This window comes from Bacteroides sp. ET336, assembly GCF_024733815.1.
Lineage (GTDB): Bacteria > Bacteroidota > Bacteroidia > Bacteroidales > Bacteroidaceae > Phocaeicola > Phocaeicola cellulolyticus.
The window spans coordinates 72,854-97,189 of the sequence record NZ_JANRHK010000010.1 but is presented as its reverse complement, the minus strand read 5'-3'; the positions used below and the strand labels follow the sequence as shown (position 1 = coordinate 97,189).

Genomic DNA, 24,336 nt, shown 5'->3' with positions numbered 1-24,336 from the left:
GTCTTTTTCGTACTTCTAATGGGAACTGTTTACAAATATTAGATTCTCAGAGGAGGAATAATGTCTTTTGTGACAGGCTAGATAAAATCCACATTACACCTCCAACTCCTTCAACGGCAACCCATAATTATATTGTCTGAAAAATCCTTTGTGGATAAGTTTCAGACCAAGGGTCTGATAATACTTGTAATCATCATCCTCGGTGCAGAGGTATTTGTAACCATAACGCGGGGCGTACTCCTTGAAGAAGCGGGCAAGGTCTTTCAGGTTTTCCTGCTGGTTTCGTTTGAAGTTGCTTCTCACTATGATGATGCTCCAGTCAGGGATGCTGCCAACACCACAACTGTATTCCCAAAAACGGATGTATAAATCCATTTCGCCTACATGGACAGAAACACAAATGCCGTTGGCGTTGTGCATAACGGAACAGCAATTTCTATAACCGAATCTCTCACACAAATAGAGATTGAAATCGTAAATAAAATCGGAATAGTTCATAATAATTTGAATTTTGATGGTTAATAAAAAATTGATTATAGACTGAAACCTCGCTTACGTTTCGGTTTCTTTTTCTTCTTTTTAAGCCGATTGGCCTGTATCGCTTCCTCCGTATCATAATCCGTAGGAGAGGGAGTAAACAGTCCCAGACTAATACTGGAATGATTCTCCTGCTGATATTCATGCCGAGGTTCCTCGCGTATGGTTCTTGCCTGTGCCTGACGCTGGTTCATGGTAGCAGAAAGAGTGTTATATCTCAACTCCTGGTCGATGTTCAGGAAACTGAACTGGCGGTCAATCTTTGAACCACTAAAGGTCAGTTGGTCACATGTGAACTTGACACCTTGCATCTCTCCGGTCGTGCGACTTAGCTTCCATTGCGTATCAATTCCGTACTTCCGTAAGGCCAGTCTCAGTTCACTCCAGCTTCGGGCGTTCGGAACTTCTCGTTTCAAGGCATGATAGATAAAATACTTTACCTTGTCGTGATGACGTAACCGCATGAAATTGACATGCTCTTTTCCTTCGGCAAAATGCAAGCGGTAACGAGCTGTTAGCATCTTGCAGACCTTTTCATTCCGGTAACGGTCGTTCTTGTCGCTGATGGTGCAGCCGTCATTATCCACCCGGTTGTAAACGATGTGACAATGCGGATGGTCACGGTCGGTATGCCGAGCGATGATGAACTGCGTGTTCACGATTCCCATCAGCTTCATATAGTCGTGAGCGATTTTCAGCATCAGTCCGTCATCGTCACGGATGCGGTCCCCGTCTTCTGCGGAAAAGCTCAATGATATATGGCCGACCTTGTTCTTGACCTTGTCGTTCAGTAAAGTCTGCAACTCGAATTGCTCCGCTATTTCTTCAGGCGAGCCGTAGACACCAACCGCTTTCATCAGGCGTGACTTATCTTCTTTCAGCACATAGTTTACACATCCGGAAAACGACGTGCCCTTGACAATTTTACCTATCATCTTTGAGCTGTTTTATGAGTTGTGAAATCTGTTGAACGGCGGTCTGGCACTCATCGGCCACACGATAAAAACCGTAAGCATTGGCTCGTCTGGCAAGCTGGTTCAGGTTTGTGCTTTCTCCAATCAGTTTTCGAATAATGTCAAGATTTTCTCTCGTAATTCGTTCGCGCACCGTACCGTGTTCGATGAGTGAACGCACTACTTCGCTTTGACTGCGTTTACTGCGTCGGCTGAGTGCTCTGAGCCAACCGAATTGTTCGTCTGTAAGACGGATTGTAACTGTATTTTTCTTGTCCATAATATTTGCTTTTGAGATTAATAATTGTGACCATCGGGAGCCGTCTCACCTTCTTTTGAGGTGAGCAAGTGGCCGGGAAATGTAATACACCGGCATAAACTTGCTCCAATGAAAAAGAAGAGAATCAGACATCTGAAAGTCATTGTTTGAAAAGTCCTCTCCGGGTATGTTGAACCGTTGCTGAAAGCGGTGCTTTCTCCACATTGGCAAGCTGCAAATCGAAAGTTTCGACCAGCGTTTTTAAGGCCGGATTCAACGTGATAAGACGATTGAAAATAGCCTCCTTTGTCTCTTCTCTCAGCAGAAAATCGGCGATGTCATAACCCGCATCACGTTCTTCTTTTGTCGCATTTCTTTCCATAAAATCGAAGAGAGAAACCTCTATTCCCAGACTTCGGATCATCTCCATTTTACTGTTCCAATAGTCGGTTGCACCCAGGTCGGGGAAGAGCAGGACACGTCGGTTTCTCAATACGCTCATGGCATCCCGATTGAACGCTCCGTTCTTTCCGCCCGAAGCAATCCAGAGATATTGCGGCAGATAGAAGCTGGATATCAAAGCACTTTTCTCACTCTCCACAAGGGCAACCGGACGCTGCTGGTCGGAGGCCAAAAGATGTTCACCAAACAAACATTGCCGGAGGTTGAAATTCTCTTTCTTCAAAAGGGAATGTACCCACGTGATGTAGTTGTGCGGCTCTTTAATCCGTCTCCCGTTTTCAGAATTGTAGAGCATCACTTTTCCGGTGCGTACCCGTCCGGAAATATCGACCTGCCAGAAGACCGTAGCTCCCGGCCAATGCTTCGAGGTTCCCACATGGTAGCGCAACATCAGCTCTTCGGTAGCCTCCTGTCCAAAATGGAAACTCAGGAACTGAAACAGCTTGTTCGTGTGATACAGCTTCAGGGACTGCCTCATGATTTCCGGCTCAATGAATGAAGGCGCAGGAGGCAGACTGATGCGTGGCTTTGACACCGGCACAAACTCTTCGTTCAATCGTTCCTTGGCAATCGGGTTTTCGTCAAAGTACATTTTGGGCGTATAGTTGTAGCCGCACTTCTGTTCATGGTTGCATCGCCCTACATAATCAGGAAAGCTGATTTGCTTTTCCGTATCAATGTATTTGGCGAAACAACTTTTGCGGTGGCAGTTCGGGCATGTGTGCCGGGTGCTGACACCTTTGTATGGTTCTAATGTGAATCTGTAGCTCATTTTTCTTTCTGTTTGGATGTTACTATGCACATTTTCGCAACTTCACAAACCCCTCGGTTGCGAAAATGTGCATAGTAACAGGTTTATTTACTGTATTCTCCATGATTCTCTTTTCTGAATAATGTTCCGATGTGGCGTTTTAGAAACATCTTGAAAGCATGCTCCTTCATCCCATAACTTTCAGCAATGCCGATACCTTCTGCCGTTGTAAACCTCTGAGGCAGGTTCAGGTAGATGTTGCGGTGCAATTCGCTCAACTGTTCCTTGCTGACGGCAGTCTGCACCTTTACAGCTGTAGTCCGAAAATATTCAGTCAGCAGGATGGCACGGTTCACGCTTTCAAGGTCAATCGTATGCTTGTCGCACTCTCCGCAAGTCCATCGGGCAAGCTGGATAATCAGACAAAACCGGATAATGTAGATTTCCAGTTTGCAGTAAATACCGACCAACGCATCATTGGTTTCCATATCACATTGGCGGGCATTTTCATGCTGCCAACCATAAAGCCGTTGCTTGGCATCATCATCGAATGGCAGGCATTGAGGCTGCAACTCATTATTCTCGTCATGCGGACAATCCTGTGCGATCAGCTTGTTGATAATCTGTTGCCACTGGATTTCCAGCTCTTCAGGAGTTTCCCGGTCGTTCCATCTGCTTTTCAAGACAGATTCAGGCATCACGAAAAGAATACGGTCTATGAAACCGTTACTCGAACGCTCGCCCTTGACCAGTTCACCCAGAATCTTCTTTTGGATGGTACCGATAACGGAGATATAGGGACGTCTGATAAAAATGGAACTTTGCGTACTCTTGCGGTCGGAAATCGTGGGCTTGGCATTGAACACCGAAAGCCAGAACTGTTCTTCCGAACCGTTATTGTAGCGGTTGAAGTTCTTGAACCAAGCCGACAGCTCGTCAGACCAAAGGCAGAGTCCTCTGGGATTCTGGGCATGTATCAGACTCAATCCTTCGGGAGTGATATCCGAAACAAGAAAGCGTCTGCGCACGGGAGCCTGCGGAAACTCATCCAAACCGGCTTCCATGCGTTCCTTCTTACTCATGGACATAGTGCGTTCATACTCGGCATACGACTTCTGATATTCCTGATTCTGACGGTAATCGTGTTCAATGAACGGCTGGAAAGCGAAACTCAGCGGGTGACTCTTATTGGCTCCGGGGCGTCCAATCAGTGCCATGTACAGAATGGGACTTTCCTGCCAGTTGCGCTTCACCTGCACCAAATGGGAGTTGCCAATCCCCACAGCAATGGCCGCAAGGATAGCCGCAGCGACATAATCCACGGGATAGCCCTGACAATCGTGCAAACTGCTGATGATACGCTGAATCCTGATAGGAAAGATTTCTATCGGGAACTCGCTACCAGACATCTTGGCTCCGATGCGCACAGCCTCGCCGATAATACCTTCTGCTGTTAATTTGGAGGTTTCCATAGCCGTACAGATCAAAAGTTATAACCTCCCTTTGGTTTGCGTTTCGCTCCATGTACTATCTCCGCTGCCTGTTCCTGGAGTGACATGGCCTGCATCTGCTTGCGTCCGGACTCAATCCATTGCAGTAACTCATCTTCATAGAAGTAGAGCTTCTTTCCTCGTTTGTAAGCCGGAATCAGTCCTTTACGAGCAAGCGTGTAAATGGTAGGTTTTGCCTTTCGTGTGATTTTACAGGCTTCGTCAATTTCAATAAGACGATGCTTGTCGGAAGAAAGCTGCGGTTGCAGTGCCGCTACCATTTGACGGATTTGTTCCATCTGTTCCGTGAGATAACCTACCGCCTGCGGCAGCTTATCAAAAGTGATTTGTTCGTTTGCCATACGTACTCGTTTTTAATTGTTCGCTGGCAAAGGAAATTGGTGTTTTGATGGTGGAAAACATCACCGGAATATAACTGTGAGATAACTTTTGATGATGATTGTTGACGGTAAATAATTAAATATCAATATAGAAAGCGATTGGATACACAGAGTTCGTGTATAAAAGAAATATATTATTAGAATATATGAGGAAAAAGCAGTAACTTTGTTTGTTATCAATTTAATTTAGTGAATACCAAAATGATACCGCAATTTGATCAAATTAGGATACAAGCGCTGAAAACACTAAAGTCGGGGGCCGTTATGAGAGCCAAAGATTTTAGAGTTCCTTTAGCAGAACATTTTCATTTGACAGATGAAGAGATGAATGCATGGTATCCATCAGGTAATGGAGAAATATTTTTAGATCGTATTTCCTGGGCTTTGTCTTATCTATTCATTGCTGGCTTAGTTGAAAAGCCTAAAAGAGGAGACTATAAAATTAGTGATAAAGGATTGTCTATGCTTGAATCATGTTCTGATGAACAGATAAGTGAGTATATTAAGACAACTGTCAACGCACGAACTCCGAAGAAAGAATCTAAAATTAAAGACACATTAGAAGAAGCATCAGAAACAACCGGAGAGAATGAACCGACTCCTCAAGAAAGTTTATATAATTCGTATGATAATATAAAACAATCCATTCAATCAGAAATTCTCACGACAATACTTAGTAAAAAGCCCCAAGAATTCGAACGATTAGTTGTGAGATTACTTCAAGCAATGGGATATGGAGGTGAAGTAAAGAACTCAGGATTTGTTACAAAATTATCCAATGATGGAGGTATTGATGGCATTATAAAAGAAGATATTCTTGGCTTTAATCATATTTCTATTCAAGCTAAACGATATGCATTAGGTAATAATGTTGGACGTAATGAAGTTCAGAGTTTTGTGGGAGCTGTAGCAGGAACTCCATCTAAAAAGGGGGTTTTTATCACTACTTCAGATTTTACAAAAGGAGCTATGGATTATGTAGATAGCTTAAATGGTTCGCCTACTGTTATTTTGATTAATGGCCATCAATTAACAGAATATATATATGATTTTGGATTGGGGCTTCAGACAGAAATGACCTTTAAGGTGATGAAAATGGATAGTGATTATTGGGACTCAATGGAAGATGATAAATGACATATATTACTCTTTTAATTGTTGTAGTTTAATGTAACATTCAGATTCCGTATGTGACATTTTACGTTCAATCGTTGAGATCTCCAAGTCACGGAGGGTATGGGCAAAAACATTCTTGATGAATGTGGCTGTGTGAATGCGCTTTATACCAAAAGCCTTGCCAATGTTCCAACCAAAATGCATAATATCAATGCTTTTAAGTTGTGAATCCACCTTTACGGGCGTTATCTTTTGCAAGGTATCGCCTGAACTATATTCAGCAACGTATGTACATAGACGGTTGAGATCCTCTTCACTCATATAGGCAACCATTGTTTGCTTCGTATAGCTAATGACCTTTTCCAATTTAGTTTGAATAGCACGATTCTTTTTTGCGATAGAATTGGTTCGCAAAACTTCATATTCTGAAGGTTCAGAGATTGTTTCTTCAGCGGTAGGAGCAGACTCAATGACATCAAGCGTAGTTTGATTTGAATCTTTGACTGTAATGGCTTCCGGAACAAAAACGGTATCATTGTTATCTTTCATCTTTTGAAAAGCAGAGAAACGCAATAGAGAAGCTTCTATGCGCGGCAGCAGAAACTGATTAAAAGTTGTCTGTAAACTGGCATAGATCGCCATCAAGACAATTACTGTTGCAAAAAATGCAACACTACTACTGAAATCGTCAATACCTTTGGATAAAACAAACTGCCGAGCTAAAACGCCAACGACAAGAGTACCTACCAATACAAGGGAATATAGTGCTATATGTTCTATACTTTTCTGATTCATAGTGATATTTGCTAATTGTTTGTGCGCAAATATATGTCATTTCATAGATACTATGTTATAAATCCAAGAAAGTGGCAGCATTTGTCCTCGATATGGTACTTATTTCTATGCCATCTATGCCACAATAGAATAAAAAAAGAGTCCGACATGGGGTTAAAACCTAGTCAGACTCTTCTTACGTTACAGAACTTTATACTATTTCAACGAAATCTTATTCGCCGTCTCTCGCTTCTTGGAATTGACCAAATCAGCATAGATTTGAGTAGTGGTGACATTCTTATGCGTTAGCATCTTCGACACTGTGTAAATGTCTGTACCTAAAGAGATTTGGATGACTGCGTATGAATGACGAAAGCAGTGGAAGGTTATGTGTTTTCTGATTCCAGCTTCGGCAATCCATTGTTTCAAGGGGTGATGGGTCATGGAGCGGGTTAAGCCTTTGAAAACTTTTCCGGTGCCCCATTCGCCACACAACTCCAGTGCCTCCTGACTGATGGGAAGGGTGGCCTCGGTTTCTGTTTTCTCGGTGCAGATACGGATGTAGTAACCCTGATCCGGGCCGACCTCAAAATCACGCCAGTCCAGCTTCAGAATATCACTGATACGGAGACCGGTCATGCAGGCAAACAGGGAGGCCTGTTTCAAGACTGGAATTTTGCAGGGTGTAGCGGCCAGTTTCTTGACTTCATCAAGTGTCAGATACTCTTTCTTGACCTCTTTCCATTCTATCTTTTCCAGAAAGTCGTTCAAGTTCTCACGCAACATCTTTTCTTTATAGGCTATTTTCAATAAGGTACGGAACGTCGAATAATAACCGGCTGCCGAATTGCGTGAGATGTAAGCATTGGGATGATTGATCTGTTTGCATTTGAGCAGGTAATCCCTGAACTTCTCGCACAGTTCTACGGTAACATCGCCGAATGTACATTTACCGCCGACAAATTTCTCGAAGTGGTTGTAAACACAATCCCATTTCTCATACTTTTCCCGTGCCTTTGTCCGGAAGTAGGCAAGGAAATCTACCTTTTGCTTGTTCTTGTCTAGGAACCCGAATTCTTCATTGATAAGCGACTGGACACGGATACAGCGGATTGCCTCTGCTTTGTTCAACATGTCCTGATTGAACATTCTTTGCTGCTCGTTCTTGGGCTTGGCATAGATGTAGATACCAAGGAATTCCCGGCGACTCATCTTCATCGTATAAGGATTGCGTATGGCCGGATAATAATCCAGATAAAGAGATATGCGGTCGTTACGCAATGGCTTTTGTCTCAAAGTTACGTTGGTGCATGTAAGTGTCATAGCTATATTGTTTTTTGATTAATACTTGTTTTTGTTGCAAATAAAATAGGTGTTCTAATGGTGGTATTTATCACCGGAAAATAACTTTCGGCTCATTCTATCTTTGGAGGCTCAAAGAACTTGTCTAGCTCTGCCCGCAGGATCTTGGTATATTTACCGACCTTGATGCGGGGAATATTATGGTATTTCACATAATGGTAGAGTTGATCCCGTGTCAGATTGAATCGCTCCATCGCTTCGGCAATGGTGTAGTATTTGGGCTCTTCTGGAGCTATGAGACCTTTGGCAATATCCACATGCTTTTTGGAGTAGTACACCATGATGCCAACCTTCTTCTTGGGAATAGCATTCTTTGATACAAAAGAATAAATGGCCGTTAGCGTCATGCCGAACTTCTCCTGCATGTCTTGTGTGCTGTACCATTCCTTGATTTCAGGATCGGGAGCTTTCTTTGCAAAGTAATCATCAATATGCTTTTTGCTCCAATAGGTTTTTCCACGGTGAAAGGTTCGTGGAATATTATGTTCCTTAGCGATATGAAATATCCAGGAATCTTTGACACCGAATTTCTCTTTAATCTCATTGGTGGTATAGAAGTCTGTGATAGGGATTGTATCTTTGGGCATTCGATATTGATAAGGCTTATTTTGAAGCATAGCATCAATATCAGTCCTCCTGATAAATGAAAGCCTACTGCTAATTTTAGACGCTTTAAGGTGACCTGCCTTTACCATGGTATAGATAGCTTGGCGAGATAGACCTAACAGACGTCCTGTTTCTGAAAAGGACAGATATTCCTTCTCCTTAATGTCTTCAATGATGCGTTCAGTTTTCTGAACTTGAGTTTGTGACTCTGTTGTCTGCACTCGTTTTTTGCGTATGGCCCGTTTATAGGCAAAATTTGCACACCTGTGTGAACAGAACCTTGTAGAAACTTTCTGAGCCTCGAATTCTTTACCGCACCACTCACAAATCTTTTTAATTCTAAAGTTACTAGTTGCCATTTTTACTTAATATTTAGGGGTTAATTCTCCTTCATTTCTCCTGTTTTTTGTCAACCATCGTAAACTATTGTCAACCATAGTCAACATTCTCCACGACCTTGCCAACGATAATCCTCGGATTTTCGTGGTGAGGTACACAGGAGGTACAAAAAATGGCGTAAAAAGGCTTAGCAACGATTATCAACGATACTTGAGCAACAAAAAAGGCGCCCGTAAAGAGCGCCATATTAATCGATTATAATCAATTTAACTATTTGATAATCAAGTATTTACTTGCCGATGCAAAGATGTTAGTAATTTGTATATCAGTTAGTTGGGTTGTATTGGAATAGTATTTGAGCCATGATTTTATTGTTGGAAATAAGAGTTTAAATAGTTGTAAATCAGCTTATTATGTATTATATAAATGTTGCTTTCTTTTGTTTTCACAAGTTACTTACCAATACACATTTGTTATATAGTTGATTGTCAGATAATTAATGGCTATTTGGCTCGTATTTGAGCCATTACTTCCACTTACTAGCTAAAATAACTTATATAATTGATTATCAGTATTTTATATTGTAGACCTGCAATCTGAGTGCGTAATCGCTGGTTGAATCTTCTTTATTCAGCTACTTACCCACACAGTTATATAAACAGTCTGATGCTCAATTTGATACAGCTAATTGAATCATATTTGAGCCATTAAATTTTACGTTTCTATCCATTTGGAAATATGAACGGTTCTGATTTTCTTATAAGTTTCAATTTTTTCATCACTTTCCTGATTTAGATGTGATTTTATTAGAGTTTAATATTTAATAACACAGATGCGAATGAATTTATCTCTAATATGCATCTATATTTTGCAAAATTAGGTAATTATCAATTATTTCGCATAATATGTATCGAAAATATTTCTCAATATCTCATCTGTGTTTATTTAGTCGCCAATTATTTCAGCAAGGAGAAAAAGGTATTCACATATATACAGGTTTTCAGATTCTCAGAAAGATGTACGTTATGTTGATCCTGCATATGGTAGAAATTTATGCTACATGATTTTTCAGCAAAGGAATAAAGAACTTACTTTCTGCTTAGGGATGAAGTTTATAAATAAGTTTATCAATTCATATATACATATATGAGTTCTATTAAACTTGTAAACTCAATGGCTTATCCTGTTGTATGGCTGAATCAGTCAAGTAAGTTTAGTTTAAGATACATGTATATATACATGGGTAAATCTAAACTTTAAACTTGTAGAAAGCCCTCCATCAGTCAGAATGCTGTTCTGGTTGATGGAGGGCTATATTGGTCTTTTTCTCCTTGCTGAAATTGTATTTCTGTTTATAGTTACAACTGTTGTAATAGATGGCTGGTCTTTGCCCAATAGTAATAGGCTTCAGGAGAAGTCCTTTTCAGCTTATTCAGTCGCGAAGGAAGTGTGGGTGCTATATCCAGGGAGCCTATGGTGGCAGGATTACCGTCGTATTTTTCTATTATTGTGTTGCCCGTCTCTATCATTGTGGCGATATAGGCTGCGCGTGCTGCGTCTCTAATCGCATCGTCAATGAAATAACCGCCATTGAACATGAAGGATTTGATCCTTTGTATACCACGTTGTAGTGCATCAAATTGTCCGTTTCCTTCACTTCCCCTTGTTGCCAGACACAGCGAAGTCTGTCTGATATCATCGAAAATGAGTTTTGGATTGTTTGGCAAATGCCTGTATGAGAGTTCAACTTCTGCAATTTGTACAAACGATTTTGTCGTTGTTTCAAGGACCTCTGTCTTCTCGAACAGTCTGGCTATATCATATAGCTGTTTGATGATCTCCATGCTGGCATCCTTACCATTTTTGATATATGGAATACCTGTTGTATTGGGTGCATACGCCGTAAGCTTGTCTCCGAGAATATCTCCAATGGATGGTACTTTTACATAATTCAGTTCACCTTCTGTCTTTATAAAACGGCTTTCTACAGGTAAAGTCACGACTTCGTTGTAGTGACAGTCTTCATTTAGAACGTCCAGCAGGATGGTTTCTTTTCGGTCTATGCCATCAAGGAAAGCCACTTGATAAAAGAATTTGGAATGCGATTTTGGTATGTCTGTTCCACGCTGAATTCTTTCTATCGGCTTATAGTCAATAAAGCCATAGTCTTTGTATGATTGCAGATACTCTTCTATTTCAGTACCTGGAGGACATATTATATCAATATCTATAGACAGCCTGTGTCTTTGTTCTTTTAAAAGAAGCATCAGACTGCTTCCACCTTTGAAATGAAATGGGCAACCTGAAGCCGCCAACATGTCCAGCAATGAAAAGGCATGGATGACCTTTTCAATGATATTTTTGTCCGGATAGTTTAGCTCCTTGGATTTTTCTTCAATCCATCTTGCTGTAAAGCATTCTTTATTTATCATATTTTTGTGATTGTTCTATTAATGAATAAGTACTATCGTATGCTCCTCTACGTTTTGCATATCGGAGCATTTTGGGAGTATTGACTGTGTACAAATCAAAGGCGGTCTGATACATATAAGTGATTTCCGTGCCCTGCATATAATCAAAGTCTTCGTCTTTCTGTATATCTACGAGTAGCTTTTCGATGGTAGGAGTAACCATCCCATCAACCTTATTTACTGGAGATTCAGTGACAAATATCTTTACAATGATGCATGGTTCATGCATGTTTACGTAGTCGTACATGAACTTTGCTGTCGGTTGCTTATAAACGGGCATGTCTGAATCCTTCAACAGAGAAAAAACAGAATCTACAGCATCCCGGTTGGTCTCGACATAAATAGCATGGTTCACAGAGACGTGATGTTGTAGTGTGGTGAAGATGCTGCCATCGTAGATGCAGAAATCGGTGAATGGCAATTTCTCTTTCAATCCGACATATAGTTTTCTCAGTGTTTCTGTTGGAGCAAATGAGAACACCTGTTTATCTGTAAGCATGTATTCACCATTTCCTGTACGGGCTATCTTGTTCTCTTTGGTTAAGGTACAGAGATACTGGCGGGCGGTATTGGTCTTTATCCCCAATACTGATACTAATTGAGGCACTTCAATCCGTCCGTAAGTACGAGCATAATTCAATATGCTCTGTTTAATACTATATTTCTCGTCAATACTCATTGCAGTGCAAATATAATATAAAGTCGGCAACAAACCAACTTTATTGCCGACTTTATATATAAGTTCTGAGCAATTAATCATTCTTTAGTGTGTTTTTCTATATTAAGTAACACCATTATGAATTCATCATATTATGTAATATATGAGGTATTTTTCTTGTGTTGTAAAAGCATAGTATTAAAAGTATCCCGCAAATGACTAAGAAATTAAGTAGAATCTCTTATTAACGAAACTACACCTATCTGCTTGACTGTTTCCTAATATGAAGAGGTAAATATTTCTCGATCAACAATCTGAAATCACACCATAAAACATTGTCTTACCATTTACGTTTACTCTTTGTAAAATGATTCCATTGTTCTGCTAGGATAATATAAAGTCGGCAATAAAACCGATTTATTGCCGACTTTATATTATCAAATTCTTTTATCCGGGCTGTTAACTACTTTATGAGAATATTTACATGGTTGTGCATTGTCTGTCGGTGCTTCAGTAAGGAGAAAATGTAGTTCCCATTTTCTTTCTCATATGATATTTCTATTCGCAATGAATTGTTCGTCAGTCTTTTTATAAACCTGTTCAGGTTTGTAACCAAAGTTTAAAATACATGTATATATACATGGGTAAATCTAAACTTTAAACTTGCAGTAAGCCAGAGTAGGACAGAAGTCCGCTCTTTGACTGATAGGCATTGACTTTCTTTTTCTCCTTGCTGATTTTGCACCTTTTCATCACTCACATGAGTGGCATCAGCCTTGTTGTGCTTCACCTCTGGCTTCCATCCTCTTGAATAGCTTCCGTGTTCAGACCTTTTTATGCAGAGTGCGGAGTTTCGTATTTCTCTTGCTATGCTATGCTGGGTTCATGGTGAAGTTTGGGAGTTATCGCTTTCACTATGTCCGGATTGCTTGCCATGGATCTGTGAAACCTGTCGAGTCTGACTATGAGAACAGCATTCTTTACCATGACCAGACACAAGAATATCAGGCCATTCCCTTCACATCTCATTTTGGACGAAGCCGTGACACTTACTTTTTCCTGTTGCGAAGTTAGTGCAAGCCGCATACTGCAAGTACCAGAACCTTATTCCCTGAATTTTTTCAAAAACTTTTCCAGCTGCAGCTTTTCGGAAAACTTTTCCTGCCTGACGGTGAAATAATTCGGTAATTACTTGCCTGATTGCTATCCTTGCCAACTTTGATGGCAACATAAAAAATAAATGTTTCACTTCTAAAATTTCAATGTTATGAAGAAAATGGAAAATTCTTTCGTAGTTTCTGGTTTTGTAGGTAAGGATGCAAGCATCCATCAGTTCTCAACCGCAAGCGTTGCACGTTTCCCTTTGGCAATCAGCCGCACTGAGAAATCAGGCGAGGAAACAACCCGCACTTCCGCTTTCATAAACGTCGAGACATGGCGCAAGAATGAGAATACTACATCCTTTGACCGCCTTGTCAAAGGAGCACTCCTCACGGTTGAAGGCTATTTCAAGCCGGAGGAGTGGCAGGATGCCGACGGTGTCAAGCGCAACAGAGTGGCATTTGTAGCCACCAGGTTCTATGAAGCTGTTGAAAAGGAGGAAACTCCAGCAGCTCAGGAGAAGAACTCCAAGAAGGGCAAGTAAATCCTTTCTTCTCTCCAATAGAGCGGCCTTCGGGTCGCTTTTTTTATGCTTATACTTCTCTTTGCCGAGATTCGTTCCTCATACACCGACTTCGGGGAACTGGCATAAATTCCGTTGCGAAGGTAATTGTCCGGTCTTGTCATCAGCAAGGTCAGGGCTTCGCTTTGCCGCAAAATCTCCACACCTGCGGGTAGTATTTTGGAGCAAAACCTTGCAGAGACAGCCCCGACACCTTCTTGGTGCAACAAAATTTATATGTGTTCCCGAAGTAGTTTATCTACGAGAGGGAAGAAAAAAAACAGATGATATTATGACGACAATCCAATCAATCCTGAGCCGACTGACCAAGGCTGTTGGCGGTACTGAAAAGATGCTCTACATAGAGCCGGAGTTGAACAAGTTTGCAGAGTTCTACCTTGACAAGTGGGACGAGAACACCAGTGAGGATGTCATAGCCGAGTCTTTCACTGACTTCTGGTGGGACACAGACAGGGCTTGCAGAAGATGTTCAGAGTGTGGCAGACTGATGCGTGCCGGGTATTGTGCTGACATGGGAGTAGCCTACTATTGCAGTGATGAATGTCTGCACAGTGACTTCACCGATGAAGAATGGGCTGAGGAATGCGAGAACAACGACCAGAGTTATTATACGGAGTGGTAATCTTTTAAAATTCAATGATATGGCAAATTTAGCAACAACGACCTATAAGGTCACTGGGACACGTGAAGCAGTAAATAACCTGTGGACTACCTTTCAGGACATGGAAGTGGATAGTAAGGATATAAGGCTGTTCAAGCTTGCCGAGCATTACGGCATTGACTATGAGAAAAAGCAAATCAGTGTTAGAGGACATATCTATTGGGCTGAATATGAAGAAGACGAAGAGAATGATTATTTCCTTCTTTCATTTGAGACAGAAACCGCATGGGATGCCTGTAACGAACTCTTCTTTGAAATAAACCGGATATTGAATGATGAACTGAGTATTTCATACAGATGTTGCGAAAGTGGATGTGATTTGTTCTATACCCATGACGAGGGGGATTTCTTTCCCGAAGAATGTTGTGTGAGTTCATACGGCGAACCTTTCGAGGATGCATGTGAGGATGTTTTTGACACCATTGAGGATGCCATAGCTGAATGGACATCAAAGACCGGTATTGGACAGGGAGACCGCAGTGAAAAAGAAATGGTGGATTTTATCAATAGCTATGAATACGAAAGCGAAGAGACCTATTTCTACATCCACCCTTTTACATTCGAATAACATACCCGCAAGGACATGAGGCAAGTCTCGTGTCCTTGCATAAAAACAAGATAATATGGACAGGTACAGCGCAGAACTGATTGGAGCATCTTGCGAACTTATAACCCCATGCAGGGGCTGTAGCCATGGAATAATTGTGGCAGTGTATAACGAACAACTTCTTGTACGGTTAATCAGCGGAGCACAACGATTAGTGAGCAAAGATGAAGTCATATTATTATGACCCTGATACTTTCCCTGACTGTTTTCAACTGTTAGGAGACATTGGTAGGTGTTTGTATATCATACATTTACCTTTGTATACATTGATACATGTGGACAAGTACACGTGTAAACAGGAATACAAGAACACATTGAAACATATAAACATAAAAACAAATAGTATGGCACAGAAAATCATCACTTTCGCCAACCATAAAGGTGGCGTATCAAAGACAACTTCAACCGCCTCTATCGGGGCTTGTATGGCAATGAAAGGCAAGAAAGTCCTGCTTATAGACCTTGACGGACAGGCAAACCTGACACTGTATTTCATACCTAATGAGGATGAAATTGAGACGAGCATTTTTGATTCATTGGTAAACGGTGTTCCTTTGCCTGTAAAACATATCCGGGAGAATCTTGACCTTGTCCCTTCTTCCCTTGAAATGGCAAGTGCGGAAATAGCTCTGACCAATCTGTTGGCAAGAGAGCAACTGCTCAGCCGTCTGCTTGAACCGCTCAGGAAAGACTATGACTATATCCTGATTGACTGTCCGCCTTCTCTTGGTATTGTCACTACCAATGCCTTTATCGCGGCTGATGGGATCATCGTACCGATGACACCGGAGCTGCTTCCTTTGAAAGGCATGAGGATGCTTGACGCATTTGTCACCACCTTGCAACGTGTCAAACCGTCGCTTCGCCTGGGAGGTGTGTTCATCGCCAGATTCAATCATCGTAAACTGAACAAGGTAGTGGAACAGGCTGTAAAGGAGCGTTACGAAAGTATCACCATGAATACCCGCATCCGTGAGAATATCGCCTTGGCTGAATCAGCCGGTAGTGGCAAAAGTATATTCGAGTATGATTTAAATTCCAACGGTGCAAAGGATTATCTTGCACTTACGGAGGAAATTCTTTCACGTAACCAATAACAACTATGGCAAAAAACAATATGGACATTCTGCTTGGCAATATTTTGGGCAGTGCTGCTATCAGCCCTGACAATAAAACAGTAGAACAAACACCCGAGACCAAGCCAATTCCGAAACAGGAAAAACGGTCAGTCAAGGCAGAACGTAAAGAGCAACTGGACAATTCCTGGCGGCATTTCTCCTTTATCTGCTCCAGGGAACTTGTAGATAAGGTACAGGCAATAGCTTACAAGGAGGGTTTCACTATACGTGCCTTTATGGAGTATGTGATGAAACAGGGCATCGAGGCATACGAGGCGAAGCATGGCAAGGCTCGGAAAGTCAAGTCCAAAAGCATCAATGATGTAATGTAAACGTGTATACACGTAGCCATGTGTACGTATAGGTATGTGTACGTGTAGCAATATATACATGTTTACACGTACACGTGAATACACAGATATATTCAAGTCAATAACAATCAAAAATTATGAATATGAATAAATACTTCTCATTTGCCATTGTAGTATTCCTAATGGCAGTACCATTGGTATTAACTTCTTGTGGCAAAGACAACTTTTTGGATGATGTTGAAGAGCTTCAGCCGGAGTTGAAAGTATGGACGGAGCCTTATCATGTTGAAAGTTCAACCATAGACGAGGTCAAGAACTATATGGAGTTTTCAATGAAGCGATATGGTCTTGTATCGGAGGCAACAATAGCTGGTTCTATTCAACTCACTTACAAAACCGGCAACGGTAATGAGGGTATCCTATATAGCTTTTATGCTTCAAATGGGGAATTGTATTCGGTAATAGATACAGAGCTGATAGCTAATAGCCGTCTGGTTATCGACTATTTGAAGGAACATTATTCTCTGATTGTTCCGGCGAACGAGGCAACACTTGAATACTGTTTCACGAACTCAGACAGGTCAATGGTCATTACGACTGCAAAGGTTTCTGACACCTATTTCAACGTAAATTACGCCTACGTCAATTGATATTGTCTTATATAGCTTTGAGCCATCATCAAGTCTTATGATTTGGTGGTGGCTTTTTGTATACATGTATTCATATGGACGTGAATACATGGTTATATGTAAACATGTATATAAGTCCACTTGTATAGGTGTATATATGTAAACGTGTGGACATGAATACATGTGGACATTGGATGAATGAAAGATAATTCTCTAAATCATTGATAGACAAATGAAATAAACCCTTTATAGTTGAATCTAAATTCGCCTTCTTGTAATTGATTAAAGCATATTTCATAAGCTTTTTGTATGCTGACAATTCACGGCTTGTCAGATTTTCACCGCAAAATTACTGTGAATGTCCGAACGCCAAGTACCGATTCTCTAATGTGTCTCAGATTGGTATGGCAACCTTCCGCAAATCAGAGATTTGGGTATTCCATACAAATCTACAGCCATTTACTTGTCTTATCTTCCATGTCTCACAGTATCGGGAGCGTGAAAATTTGAAGCCCTTTGAAATTGTCATGATTTCACAAAAGGGAAATGATTAATTTTAATACTTATAGATATGGAAGTACAAAAGATTCATCCGGCAGAAGAGTATCTTCGCAACGAAAAGAACCCCACATCATTGTATGTCAGAATTAGTGGAGAACGTAGAAAGTTGTTCATTAACCGCAGTGACGGAGAGGGAGTGATTGGCATTATTGCAAAAGGTAAACGCAAACGAGGTTATGTTTTCAATGCCTGGTCAAGCATTGAGAAAGTCTATTATCCGACCACTGAAAATGAAGAAGAGGCAGAAAAGAAGATGATTCTCAAATACCAGAAACTTGCCAGACTTGCCACACATACAAATGATTGGTTGCGCAGGATTGCAGGTGCGGATTTGACAAAATCCCTTTACGAGAACCATATAACCACAGGAACAGGTATTGACGGAAAATGTATCAGATTGAGCACCATCGAGAAGTATTGCGGCTACATGGTGATGGCATGCTTCAGGGAAGCCTTCAAAAAGAAAGAGAAGTATTCAAGCTATAGGTTTGACTTTTGCGGTTATGACGGGACACTTTGGTGTGAACCGAAAGAGAATGGTGATATGATAGCCGGATTCAGCAAGGAATACCGAAATTGTGGTAACGGTTATTATTATCTGCTTATCAATGATGATTGTGTGATAGGTTATGACATAGACTGATATAGTTATAATTCAAACAGACCATATCGGGAAGCCCCGATGTGGACTGTTTGAAGATCGAGTATGCTGACGGTTGATTACCTCTTTTAATACTTACATTCCAGGTTGGAAAGTAGTGAATATATTCCTTGAAAAGTCGTTGGTTGTTATTCCATAGCCAAAATTCCTGTTTATAAGACGTAGTCAGTTCTGATATATGTTTGAATCTGTAACGTTATTTGTAGAACTTTTTTTACTCTTCGCCCACGCCAATGTCCGCATTCGCAAACAGTTTGCCATAGAGATATTCTGTCCATGGTCGAGTGGATCGACTATAGCCAGAACATCCCTCTGTCAAAAGTACGGCAGGAGCATTCCGCTATCAAAGATAGTGGAGAGCTCCTTAATGCCGTACTTGCTGTTGGCGTTGCAGGACATTTCCCACCCGACAGTTGTAATGCTATGCTCTTACCACTCCACCAGCTAACACTTGCCTTAAACTTTATAATCTTAGAGTTTTCTTTTTCCTTTAATCTTCGCCCACACCAATGTCCGCATCCGCTAACAGTTTGCCATAGAGATATTCTGTCCATGGTCGAGTGGATCGACTATATCCAGAACATCCCTCTGTCAAAGGTACAGCAGGAGCATTCCGCTATCAAAGATAGTGGAGAGCTCTCTCATGCCGTACTTGCTGTTGGCGTTGCAGGACATTTCCCACCCGACAGTTGTAATGCTATGCTCTTACTTCTTTATAAGCTGACGCTTCCCTTTTATAATCTTAGAGTTTTCTTTTTCTTGTAATCTTCGCCCACACCAATGTCCGCATTCGCTAACAGTTTGCCATAGAGGTATTCTGTCCATGGTCGAGTGAATCGACTATATCCAGAACACCCCTCTGTCAAAGGTACGGTAAGAGCATTCCGCTATCAAAGATAGTGGAGAGCTCCTTGATGCCGTACTTGCTGTTGGCGATGCGAGACATTTCCCACCCGACAGTTATAAGGATTGTATTCAGTTATAAAGTTCCTATATACTAGTATTTTAACCATTGTGTCTTCATTCCTACTTGTGATTCAGCGAACTTTTTTCTGCAAAGTTGTTGCATCCATCACCAAATTGGCAAGTCGTTCTTAGTAAACAATCTTCCTTTTCCTTGAAAAGAGTATTGTCCACTGAAGACTTGCTGTATTGGTTTGTCTGCACTTTGTAAAACAGAAAAAACTTCCCGATCACAGTCCGAAAGGACTTAACAAAAGGGAAACAAAATCAGAGTGCAGTATGAACACAGTGAATGTTTACATCAAAGGTCAGGAAGACAAGGAACTGATTAGTTTCTTGCGATATTTTCCTTCACGCATCAAGAACATAGGAATGGACGCAGTTTTTGACCGTCAGATTGTCTATGACTACAAGGATGGCCGCAACCACCTGGAGGTGGCCAAATGCGTGGCAAAGTTCCTTGTAAAGAAGTTTGGCCGTAAGATATGCAATGTGGTATTCTCGTGCATCCCTGCAAGTAGTCCGGAACGTAACGAAATGAGAAACAGACATTTTTCCGAGCTTGTATGCAAGTTTTCCGGAGCCATTGACGGGTTCTCTCATGTGAGTGTCATCGGTGAACGTACTGCAGTCCATGGAACAAAGATAAAAAAGGAAGAGCGTGCCAAACGGATAAATGAGCAGAACAACATTGAGATTGATGCTGATTTCTTCAAGAACAAGGAGGTCTGCATTTGGGATGATGTAGTCACAACGGGTGCATCCTTTAATGCCTATGTCTCCCAATTAGAACAGGCCGGAGCTCATGTGACCAACGGCATCTTCCTTGCCAAAACAAGCTATAAATACGTACTAAAATGACAATTATGAATGATTTGAAATTTGACAGGACAGTCTCAGCTGCTTTTACAGGACATCGGTTCTATGACTTTTCCCAAAGGGAATTTATTCAGGAACGCCTTACCTCAGCAATATCCGAAGCCTATGACCATGGCATCAGGAATTTCATTTCCGGATTTGCTTTGGGAATAGATCTGATGGCAGCACAGTTGGTACAATCGCTGAAGTGTGATTTGCCCGGAATATCTCTGACTGCAGCCATACCGTTTGAAGGCCAGGCAGAGAGATATAATATTTATGATAAAAGAGTTTATAGACGGTTGCTTGAACTGGCTGATAAGGTAATTGTGCTCAGTGACTACTATTATCCGAGGTGCTTCCTTGACCGGGACAAGTTTATGGTTGAGAATGCTTCATATCTCATTGCCTATTATGATGGCCGTGAGAAAGGGGGAACATACTACACCGTTAAAAAGGCACGAGCGAGGGGCATCCCGATTATTAATGTGTATTGATTTTAAATGGAACGAGTATGAATGAACTTTTTGATACTATTATTGTCTTTTTCGTGTTCCGTTTTTTCTTCTACATTTTGGAAGTATGGTGGAATGGAGATGAACGGAACGATTTCAGAAGAGACAGATAGCAATCCTGATATATAAGTCAAGTACAGGTGAGTAGGAGCGGTCTTGCCGTCAGCTTCTACAGGACAATCACGCTTTCATTGCAAGGATAGGTTTTTATCCTTGCCGGGTCTTTGCGTATTTTGGTGAACGAGACTTTGGTATAACCTGTTAAAACTCCGGAGTATCAAGTCTTCTGATAGACAGAATATTGTCAATCAGAAGCACTCTTCCGTCCGATAACGTGAGTGCTCTTGTCACCTCTTCGTATTTCTTGGCTGTGCCTGTTATTGACACGTATTTGCCTCCATCTTTTTGAGTATCAGGTACGAAATACACGAAAGTGTATTCTTCCTGTTCCGGCACCTGTTCAATGACGCGGGCGAGTTCTCTTGTAAGACTTGCCATCTCATCATCAGAAAGGAGCTTCTTGGGAGTAGTCAGCCTTGCTGTTTCGGCTAACGCTTCATCATGTCCTGTGAGAGCGGCAAACGGGGCAAACTGGGCGGCACGGTTCTCCATGGACATGGGTGTCCTGTTCTTTGAGACATGATGTGGCAGATTGATTATGTCGTCATATTTACTCATGGTGCCCTCCAATCTGTTGGTTACGTTCTTTCTGGGTTGCTCCATCGGCATAATTGATGCCCTTCAGGATGGCATTCTTCCCAAACTTCTTCTTTATACTCAGGATAGCTTCCTGACGTCTGCGTTCCTTCTCAGCTTTTTCCAGGTCAGCTTTCCGCTGTCTTTCTGACTCTTCGAAATCAGTAAAAAGATCGAGTTGGACGATTTTAGGTTGCTTTTTATACTGCTCCTCATGTACGAGGTGATTCACCGACAGGTTAAGACGGCGCACGAGTAGGACAGGATTCACTATGCGGCCGTACAGTTCAGCCACTTTTTCGGAGATGATACTGCCTGCAGAAGTCGGCTCCTCGATATTGATGGTGCCATGAGCATTGACCGGCACCTGTCTGCCGTAATGGTCGGTTGTAATCTTACCATGGTACTTCTCCCTTATTGAAGGGTTGGTCAATGATTCAATGTCGTATCCGACGGTAAGCACCAACTGGTCAGTGAGCAGCCTCTTGTCCACAAGGTCGAGCGACACACTGTCGGCCATTTCAAGTATCACATTACGGGCCATATCCGTAGTGTAAGCCGACTGGAGAACCTGTCCGGAACTCAATGATTTGCTTTCAGGCTTATAGGCTTTCACATATTCCATGGTAACTGGTTCCCATCCCCAGGCATGGTCAATAAGCAGTTCAGCATTGACTCCAAACATCTGGTACAGGAATCCTTCATGTTCTATAGAGCATCTGGCTACATCACCCATCGTCAGGATATTGTACTGGGCAAGCCGGTTGGCAATACCTTTGCCTACACGCCAGAAATCTGTGAGAGGAGTGTGTTCCCAAAGCAATTTGCGATAAGTCATTTCGTCAAGTTCGGCAATGCGTACACCGTTTTCATCGGGTGGCATCTTCTTGGCCACAATATCCATGGCTACCTTGCACAGATACATGTTGGTACCGATTCCTGCTGTAGCTGTAATGCCTGTATCCGAAAGGACATGACGGATCATCTTCATTGCCAGCTCATGAGCAGTCATCCTGTAAGTCGCGAGATAGGTGGTAGCATCGATGAAGACCTCGTCGATGGAATACACGTGGATGTCATCCGGACTTATATATTTCAGGTAGATGTCGTAGATTCTTGTACTGTATTCTATGTAGTGAGCCATGTGGGGAGGAGCCACCACATAGTCTATGGCCAGACTTTTATTGCTGTCCAGCTCCTTCTTCGAGTAGGATTTTCCACTGTTACCTCGCTGCCTGTTTGCCACACGTACTTTCTCAATCACCTCGAATAAGCGAGGACGGCCTCCGGTACCATACTTCTTTAATGCCGGCGAAACAGCCAGGCAGATGGTCTTTTCCGTTCGTGAAGCATCAGCCACGACAAGGCATGTGTCGAGCGGATCCAATCCCCGTTCAACACATTCTACTGAAGCATAGAATGATTTCAGATCTATGGCTATATATTGTCGTAATGGCTCTGTACTCATTATATTTCCGGAAAACGATACAAAGATAACGAGAATCCTCCAAAAATTCCTTAATATTGTTATTGCTTATCAGTTATATACAGCCCATATCTCACTCTTACATGCAGTCCCGGACTGATTTTCACCTGTTATATGTCTGCCTTTAAGCACATCCGCTGTCGTGTCAGAGGAAAATTTTTCAGCGAAGTTATCTTGGATCTGTCAAACTGCAAGACGTGTCTTGTGAACAATCTTCCTTTAAGTGACAGGCACTTAAAGAGTATTCTTCATGCCATTCTTGCCTTATTTGCCTTCTCCAAACTTCTGATGCAGAAAAATCTTCCCGACACACAGCTGAAAGGCTGTAACAAAAGGGAAATAAATAATTCAGATATTATGACAGTAACAAAATTCAACAATCGTCTGGTAACTCCAGAACTGAGAGAGGCTCTGAGTGATTATCCCCTGTATTCACAGGACGCAAAAGGAAAGGATGCGCTTTGCATCGCAGTGTTTCACCTTGGCAATATCCGTTGGTATATTATGGAAGGACAGCCCGAAGGAGATGACTTCACCCTATATGGTATAGTGGTCGGTCTACATGAAACAGAGTACGGCTACATGTCAGCATCTGAAATGGCCGATGTCACTTATGATGCGAGTAAGTACGGACTCGGCTTATTGAAGATAGAACAGGATATGAGTTTCAAATCTTGTGCCCTCAGAGAGGTAAAGGATAAAGAACTTCAGTCTTTCTTGTCAAGACTTTATGATGAAAACTAATGTATAACTTAAAAATTGGACAGCTATGAAGATTATTGTTGTGGATTGCGCAAATGTCCGCATCGATGTTTTGAACGTTCCGGAGAATATGGTTGGAGAGGACGTTGAACTTTTCCTTGTAGAGCACGACTACTCCTTGAATAACATTTCATGGATGGCAGTTCCTGCAGATTATGTTCCGGTGCAGTTTCATGAATTTGGCATAGATGAAGAGAATGGCAAGGAGGTACATGAACAAAGGGATACCAGGTTGAAGAATTTTTCAATCTATGATAGCGTGCAGGAGGTAAAGCATCGCGAACAGGAAGAGCTCGTTTCTGCAATTCGCCAATATGGTGAGAAGGTTGCCGATGGCTATGAATGGCACTTTGAGGGTGATTGCCCGATAGTGGCAGCGTATGACTATGATGAGCCTTGTGATGTGGTAATCCTTGCAGTGAGGGTTAGCAATGATGGAAGAATAACCATCATAGGAGATGAGAAAAACGACCGGGGCAATGAACATGAGATTGATGCCGATGATATATTTGCCGGTCACATTGATTTCATTACGTCGGAAATTGAGTGATAAGAACAAAGGAACAGGAGCCACAGGGATGGTCTTCTGTTCCTTTACTCGTTGCAGTCTTACGGTTATAGCTGCTATGCGGATAAACCTTAAAC

General features: G+C 41.8%; 29 protein-coding genes. 14 read left to right on the top strand and 15 right to left on the bottom strand.

Annotated features, from left to right (window positions below):
• Nucleotides 1-93: 93 nt before the first annotated feature.
• The 6 genes from NW213_RS10530 to NW213_RS10505 all read right to left on the bottom strand — a co-directional run bounded on the left by NW213_RS10530 (nt 94) and on the right by NW213_RS10505 (nt 4,814).
• Nucleotides 94-498, bottom strand: coding sequence for a hypothetical protein (locus NW213_RS10530; protein ID WP_008151765.1), 405 nt, complete (start codon nt 496-498; stop codon nt 94-96).
• A 35-nt stretch (nt 499-533) separates the two neighbouring features.
• Nucleotides 534-1,472, bottom strand: a complete 939-nt coding sequence (locus NW213_RS10525) for a relaxase/mobilization nuclease domain-containing protein (protein ID WP_258322727.1) — start codon at nt 1,470-1,472, stop codon at nt 534-536.
• Entirely contained in the window at nt 1,462-1,770 is a 309-nt protein-coding gene (locus tag NW213_RS10520; RefSeq protein WP_258322726.1) for a MobC family plasmid mobilization relaxosome protein, read from the bottom strand. Before NW213_RS10520 ends, NW213_RS10525 begins: the two co-directional genes overlap by 11 nt.
• 139 nt (nt 1,771-1,909) lie before the next feature.
• Nucleotides 1,910-2,983 (bottom strand): DUF6371 domain-containing protein, encoded by a 1,074-nt coding sequence (locus NW213_RS10515; RefSeq protein WP_258322725.1) that lies wholly within the window; start codon nt 2,981-2,983, stop codon nt 1,910-1,912.
• An 83-nt stretch (nt 2,984-3,066) separates the two neighbouring features.
• Entirely contained in the window at nt 3,067-4,434 is a 1,368-nt protein-coding gene (locus tag NW213_RS10510; protein WP_258322724.1) for a YfjI family protein, read from the bottom strand.
• Between the two features lie 11 nt (nt 4,435-4,445).
• On the bottom strand, nt 4,446-4,814 hold the full coding sequence (locus NW213_RS10505) for a helix-turn-helix domain-containing protein (RefSeq protein WP_258322723.1): 369 nt from the start codon (nt 4,812-4,814) through the stop codon (nt 4,446-4,448).
• Between the two features lie 240 nt (nt 4,815-5,054).
• Between NW213_RS10505 and NW213_RS10500 the strand changes: the two genes are divergently transcribed.
• Nucleotides 5,055-5,990, top strand: coding sequence for a restriction endonuclease (locus tag NW213_RS10500; RefSeq protein WP_258322722.1), 936 nt, complete (start codon nt 5,055-5,057; stop codon nt 5,988-5,990).
• 6 nt (nt 5,991-5,996) lie between these two features.
• Here NW213_RS10500 and NW213_RS10495 read toward each other — a convergent pair whose 3' ends face one another.
• From NW213_RS10495 to NW213_RS10470, 6 genes are all read right to left on the bottom strand, one after another.
• On the bottom strand, nt 5,997-6,764 hold the full coding sequence (locus NW213_RS10495) for a mobilization protein (protein ID WP_258322721.1): 768 nt from the start codon (nt 6,762-6,764) through the stop codon (nt 5,997-5,999).
• A 195-nt stretch (nt 6,765-6,959) separates the two neighbouring features.
• On the bottom strand, nt 6,960-8,066 hold the full coding sequence (locus NW213_RS10490; protein WP_258322720.1) for a site-specific integrase: 1,107 nt from the start codon (nt 8,064-8,066) through the stop codon (nt 6,960-6,962).
• A gap of 92 nt (nt 8,067-8,158) precedes the next feature.
• Nucleotides 8,159-9,070: a helix-turn-helix domain-containing protein gene (locus tag NW213_RS10485; protein ID WP_258322719.1), complete on the bottom strand. Its 912-nt coding sequence runs from the start codon at nt 9,068-9,070 to the stop codon at nt 8,159-8,161.
• A gap of 1,338 nt (nt 9,071-10,408) precedes the next feature.
• Entirely contained in the window at nt 10,409-11,482 is a 1,074-nt protein-coding gene (locus NW213_RS10480; protein WP_005826901.1) for a nucleotidyl transferase AbiEii/AbiGii toxin family protein, read from the bottom strand.
• Nucleotides 11,472-12,281 (bottom strand): DUF6577 family protein, encoded by an 810-nt coding sequence (locus NW213_RS10475; protein WP_004310962.1) that lies wholly within the window; start codon nt 12,279-12,281, stop codon nt 11,472-11,474. The genes NW213_RS10480 and NW213_RS10475 overlap by 11 nt, the downstream gene beginning before the upstream one ends.
• A gap of 765 nt (nt 12,282-13,046) precedes the next feature.
• Entirely contained in the window at nt 13,047-13,265 is a 219-nt protein-coding gene (locus NW213_RS10470) for a hypothetical protein (RefSeq protein WP_258322718.1), read from the bottom strand.
• A 181-nt stretch (nt 13,266-13,446) separates the two neighbouring features.
• Between NW213_RS10470 and NW213_RS10465 the strand changes: the two genes are divergently transcribed.
• From NW213_RS10465 to NW213_RS10430, 8 genes are all read left to right on the top strand, one after another.
• Nucleotides 13,447-13,824 carry a single-stranded DNA-binding protein gene (locus NW213_RS10465; protein ID WP_004309321.1) on the top strand — a complete coding sequence of 126 codons (378 nt, stop codon included), beginning with the start codon at nt 13,447-13,449 and terminating at the stop codon, nt 13,822-13,824.
• 310 nt (nt 13,825-14,134) lie between these two features.
• Complete coding sequence (locus tag NW213_RS10460; RefSeq protein ID WP_009275648.1) at nt 14,135-14,485, top strand: hypothetical protein; 351 nt, start codon at nt 14,135-14,137, stop codon at nt 14,483-14,485.
• A gap of 19 nt (nt 14,486-14,504) precedes the next feature.
• Nucleotides 14,505-15,092: a hypothetical protein gene (locus NW213_RS10455; protein WP_005826889.1), complete on the top strand. Its 588-nt coding sequence runs from the start codon at nt 14,505-14,507 to the stop codon at nt 15,090-15,092.
• 55 nt (nt 15,093-15,147) lie between these two features.
• Complete coding sequence (locus NW213_RS10450; protein ID WP_100069973.1) at nt 15,148-15,315, top strand: ribonuclease P; 168 nt, start codon at nt 15,148-15,150, stop codon at nt 15,313-15,315.
• Nucleotides 15,316-15,475: 160 nt separating this feature from the next.
• Nucleotides 15,476-16,228, top strand: a complete 753-nt coding sequence (locus NW213_RS10445) for a ParA family protein (protein WP_258322717.1) — start codon at nt 15,476-15,478, stop codon at nt 16,226-16,228.
• 5 nt (nt 16,229-16,233) lie between these two features.
• A complete protein-coding gene (locus NW213_RS10440) occupies nt 16,234-16,581 on the top strand; it encodes a hypothetical protein (protein ID WP_004309324.1) in 348 nt (115 codons plus the stop codon).
• 116 nt (nt 16,582-16,697) lie between these two features.
• Nucleotides 16,698-17,210, top strand: a complete 513-nt coding sequence (locus NW213_RS10435) for a hypothetical protein (RefSeq protein WP_309148292.1) — start codon at nt 16,698-16,700, stop codon at nt 17,208-17,210.
• Between the two features lie 550 nt (nt 17,211-17,760).
• Nucleotides 17,761-18,393, top strand: a complete 633-nt coding sequence (locus NW213_RS10430; RefSeq protein WP_004309326.1) for a hypothetical protein — start codon at nt 17,761-17,763, stop codon at nt 18,391-18,393.
• A gap of 311 nt (nt 18,394-18,704) precedes the next feature.
• Here the strand turns inward: NW213_RS10430 and NW213_RS10425 are convergent, their stop codons facing one another.
• Nucleotides 18,705-18,965 (bottom strand): hypothetical protein, encoded by a 261-nt coding sequence (locus NW213_RS10425; protein WP_258322715.1) that lies wholly within the window; start codon nt 18,963-18,965, stop codon nt 18,705-18,707.
• On the opposite strand from NW213_RS10425, the gene NW213_RS10420 reads away from it, so the two are divergent.
• The 3 genes from NW213_RS10420 to NW213_RS10410 all read left to right on the top strand — a co-directional run bounded on the left by NW213_RS10420 (nt 18,964) and on the right by NW213_RS10410 (nt 20,729).
• A complete protein-coding gene (locus tag NW213_RS10420) occupies nt 18,964-19,176 on the top strand; it encodes a hypothetical protein (RefSeq protein WP_237967204.1) in 213 nt (70 codons plus the stop codon). The genes NW213_RS10425 and NW213_RS10420 overlap by 2 nt on opposite strands.
• A 477-nt stretch (nt 19,177-19,653) precedes the next feature.
• A complete protein-coding gene (locus NW213_RS10415; RefSeq protein ID WP_004312124.1) occupies nt 19,654-20,235 on the top strand; it encodes a hypothetical protein in 582 nt (193 codons plus the stop codon).
• Nucleotides 20,236-20,240: 5 nt separating this feature from the next.
• Nucleotides 20,241-20,729 carry an SLOG family protein gene (locus NW213_RS10410; RefSeq protein WP_004312125.1) on the top strand — a complete coding sequence of 163 codons (489 nt, stop codon included), beginning with the start codon at nt 20,241-20,243 and terminating at the stop codon, nt 20,727-20,729.
• 279 nt (nt 20,730-21,008) lie between these two features.
• Here NW213_RS10410 and NW213_RS10405 read toward each other — a convergent pair whose 3' ends face one another.
• Together NW213_RS10405 and NW213_RS10400 are read right to left on the bottom strand one after the other, a co-directional pair.
• On the bottom strand, nt 21,009-21,425 hold the full coding sequence (locus tag NW213_RS10405; protein ID WP_018668641.1) for a hypothetical protein: 417 nt from the start codon (nt 21,423-21,425) through the stop codon (nt 21,009-21,011).
• Nucleotides 21,418-22,911, bottom strand: coding sequence for a DNA methylase (locus tag NW213_RS10400; protein WP_004312127.1), 1,494 nt, complete (start codon nt 22,909-22,911; stop codon nt 21,418-21,420). Before NW213_RS10400 ends, NW213_RS10405 begins: the two co-directional genes overlap by 8 nt.
• Before the next feature lie 132 nt (nt 22,912-23,043).
• Between NW213_RS10400 and NW213_RS10395 the strand changes: the two genes are divergently transcribed.
• Entirely contained in the window at nt 23,044-23,673 is a 630-nt protein-coding gene (locus NW213_RS10395) for a DUF2958 domain-containing protein (RefSeq protein ID WP_258322714.1), read from the top strand.
• Between the two features lie 40 nt (nt 23,674-23,713).
• A complete protein-coding gene (locus NW213_RS10390; RefSeq protein WP_232509266.1) occupies nt 23,714-24,241 on the top strand; it encodes a hypothetical protein in 528 nt (175 codons plus the stop codon).
• The last annotated feature ends 95 nt before the right edge of the window (nt 24,242-24,336 follow it).

Excerpts from the sequence above, each read along its gene's own strand:
- NW213_RS10495 (WP_258322721.1), bottom strand. The coding sequence starts at position 6,764 with ATGAATCAGAAAAGTATAGAACATATAGCACTATATTCCCTTGTATTG.
- NW213_RS10515 (WP_258322725.1), bottom strand. The coding sequence starts at position 2,983 with ATGAGCTACAGATTCACATTAGAACCATACAAAGGTGTCAGCACCCGG.
- NW213_RS10525 (WP_258322727.1), bottom strand. The coding sequence starts at position 1,472 with ATGATAGGTAAAATTGTCAAGGGCACGTCGTTTTCCGGATGTGTAAAC.
- NW213_RS10450 (WP_100069973.1), top strand. The coding sequence starts at position 15,148 with ATGGACAGGTACAGCGCAGAACTGATTGGAGCATCTTGCGAACTTATA.
- NW213_RS10485 (WP_258322719.1), bottom strand. The coding sequence starts at position 9,070 with ATGGCAACTAGTAACTTTAGAATTAAAAAGATTTGTGAGTGGTGCGGT.
- NW213_RS10395 (WP_258322714.1), top strand. The coding sequence starts at position 23,044 with ATGTCTGCCTTTAAGCACATCCGCTGTCGTGTCAGAGGAAAATTTTTC.
- NW213_RS10505 (WP_258322723.1), bottom strand. The coding sequence starts at position 4,814 with ATGGCAAACGAACAAATCACTTTTGATAAGCTGCCGCAGGCGGTAGGT.
- NW213_RS10490 (WP_258322720.1), bottom strand. The coding sequence starts at position 8,066 with ATGACACTTACATGCACCAACGTAACTTTGAGACAAAAGCCATTGCGT.
- NW213_RS10410 (WP_004312125.1), top strand. The coding sequence starts at position 20,241 with ATGAATGATTTGAAATTTGACAGGACAGTCTCAGCTGCTTTTACAGGA.
- NW213_RS10460 (WP_009275648.1), top strand. The coding sequence starts at position 14,135 with ATGACGACAATCCAATCAATCCTGAGCCGACTGACCAAGGCTGTTGGC.
- NW213_RS10440 (WP_004309324.1), top strand. The coding sequence starts at position 16,234 with ATGGCAAAAAACAATATGGACATTCTGCTTGGCAATATTTTGGGCAGT.
- NW213_RS10445 (WP_258322717.1), top strand. The coding sequence starts at position 15,476 with ATGGCACAGAAAATCATCACTTTCGCCAACCATAAAGGTGGCGTATCA.
- NW213_RS10420 (WP_237967204.1), top strand. The coding sequence starts at position 18,964 with ATGGTCGAGTGGATCGACTATATCCAGAACATCCCTCTGTCAAAGGTA.
- NW213_RS10465 (WP_004309321.1), top strand. The coding sequence starts at position 13,447 with ATGAAGAAAATGGAAAATTCTTTCGTAGTTTCTGGTTTTGTAGGTAAG.
- NW213_RS10475 (WP_004310962.1), bottom strand. The coding sequence starts at position 12,281 with ATGATTAATTGCTCAGAACTTATATATAAAGTCGGCAATAAAGTTGGT.
- NW213_RS10435 (WP_309148292.1), top strand. The coding sequence starts at position 16,698 with ATGAATATGAATAAATACTTCTCATTTGCCATTGTAGTATTCCTAATG.
- NW213_RS10480 (WP_005826901.1), bottom strand. The coding sequence starts at position 11,482 with ATGATAAATAAAGAATGCTTTACAGCAAGATGGATTGAAGAAAAATCC.
- NW213_RS10455 (WP_005826889.1), top strand. The coding sequence starts at position 14,505 with ATGGCAAATTTAGCAACAACGACCTATAAGGTCACTGGGACACGTGAA.
- NW213_RS10425 (WP_258322715.1), bottom strand. The coding sequence starts at position 18,965 with ATGGACAGAATATCTCTATGGCAAACTGTTAGCGGATGCGGACATTGG.
- NW213_RS10520 (WP_258322726.1), bottom strand. The coding sequence starts at position 1,770 with ATGGACAAGAAAAATACAGTTACAATCCGTCTTACAGACGAACAATTC.
- NW213_RS10415 (WP_004312124.1), top strand. The coding sequence starts at position 19,654 with ATGAACACAGTGAATGTTTACATCAAAGGTCAGGAAGACAAGGAACTG.
- NW213_RS10500 (WP_258322722.1), top strand. The coding sequence starts at position 5,055 with ATGATACCGCAATTTGATCAAATTAGGATACAAGCGCTGAAAACACTA.
- NW213_RS10400 (WP_004312127.1), bottom strand. The coding sequence starts at position 22,911 with ATGAGTACAGAGCCATTACGACAATATATAGCCATAGATCTGAAATCA.
- NW213_RS10510 (WP_258322724.1), bottom strand. The coding sequence starts at position 4,434 with ATGGAAACCTCCAAATTAACAGCAGAAGGTATTATCGGCGAGGCTGTG.
- NW213_RS10530 (WP_008151765.1), bottom strand. The coding sequence starts at position 498 with ATGAACTATTCCGATTTTATTTACGATTTCAATCTCTATTTGTGTGAG.
- NW213_RS10405 (WP_018668641.1), bottom strand. The coding sequence starts at position 21,425 with ATGAGTAAATATGACGACATAATCAATCTGCCACATCATGTCTCAAAG.
- NW213_RS10470 (WP_258322718.1), bottom strand. The coding sequence starts at position 13,265 with ATGCGGCTTGCACTAACTTCGCAACAGGAAAAAGTAAGTGTCACGGCT.
- NW213_RS10430 (WP_004309326.1), top strand. The coding sequence starts at position 17,761 with ATGGAAGTACAAAAGATTCATCCGGCAGAAGAGTATCTTCGCAACGAA.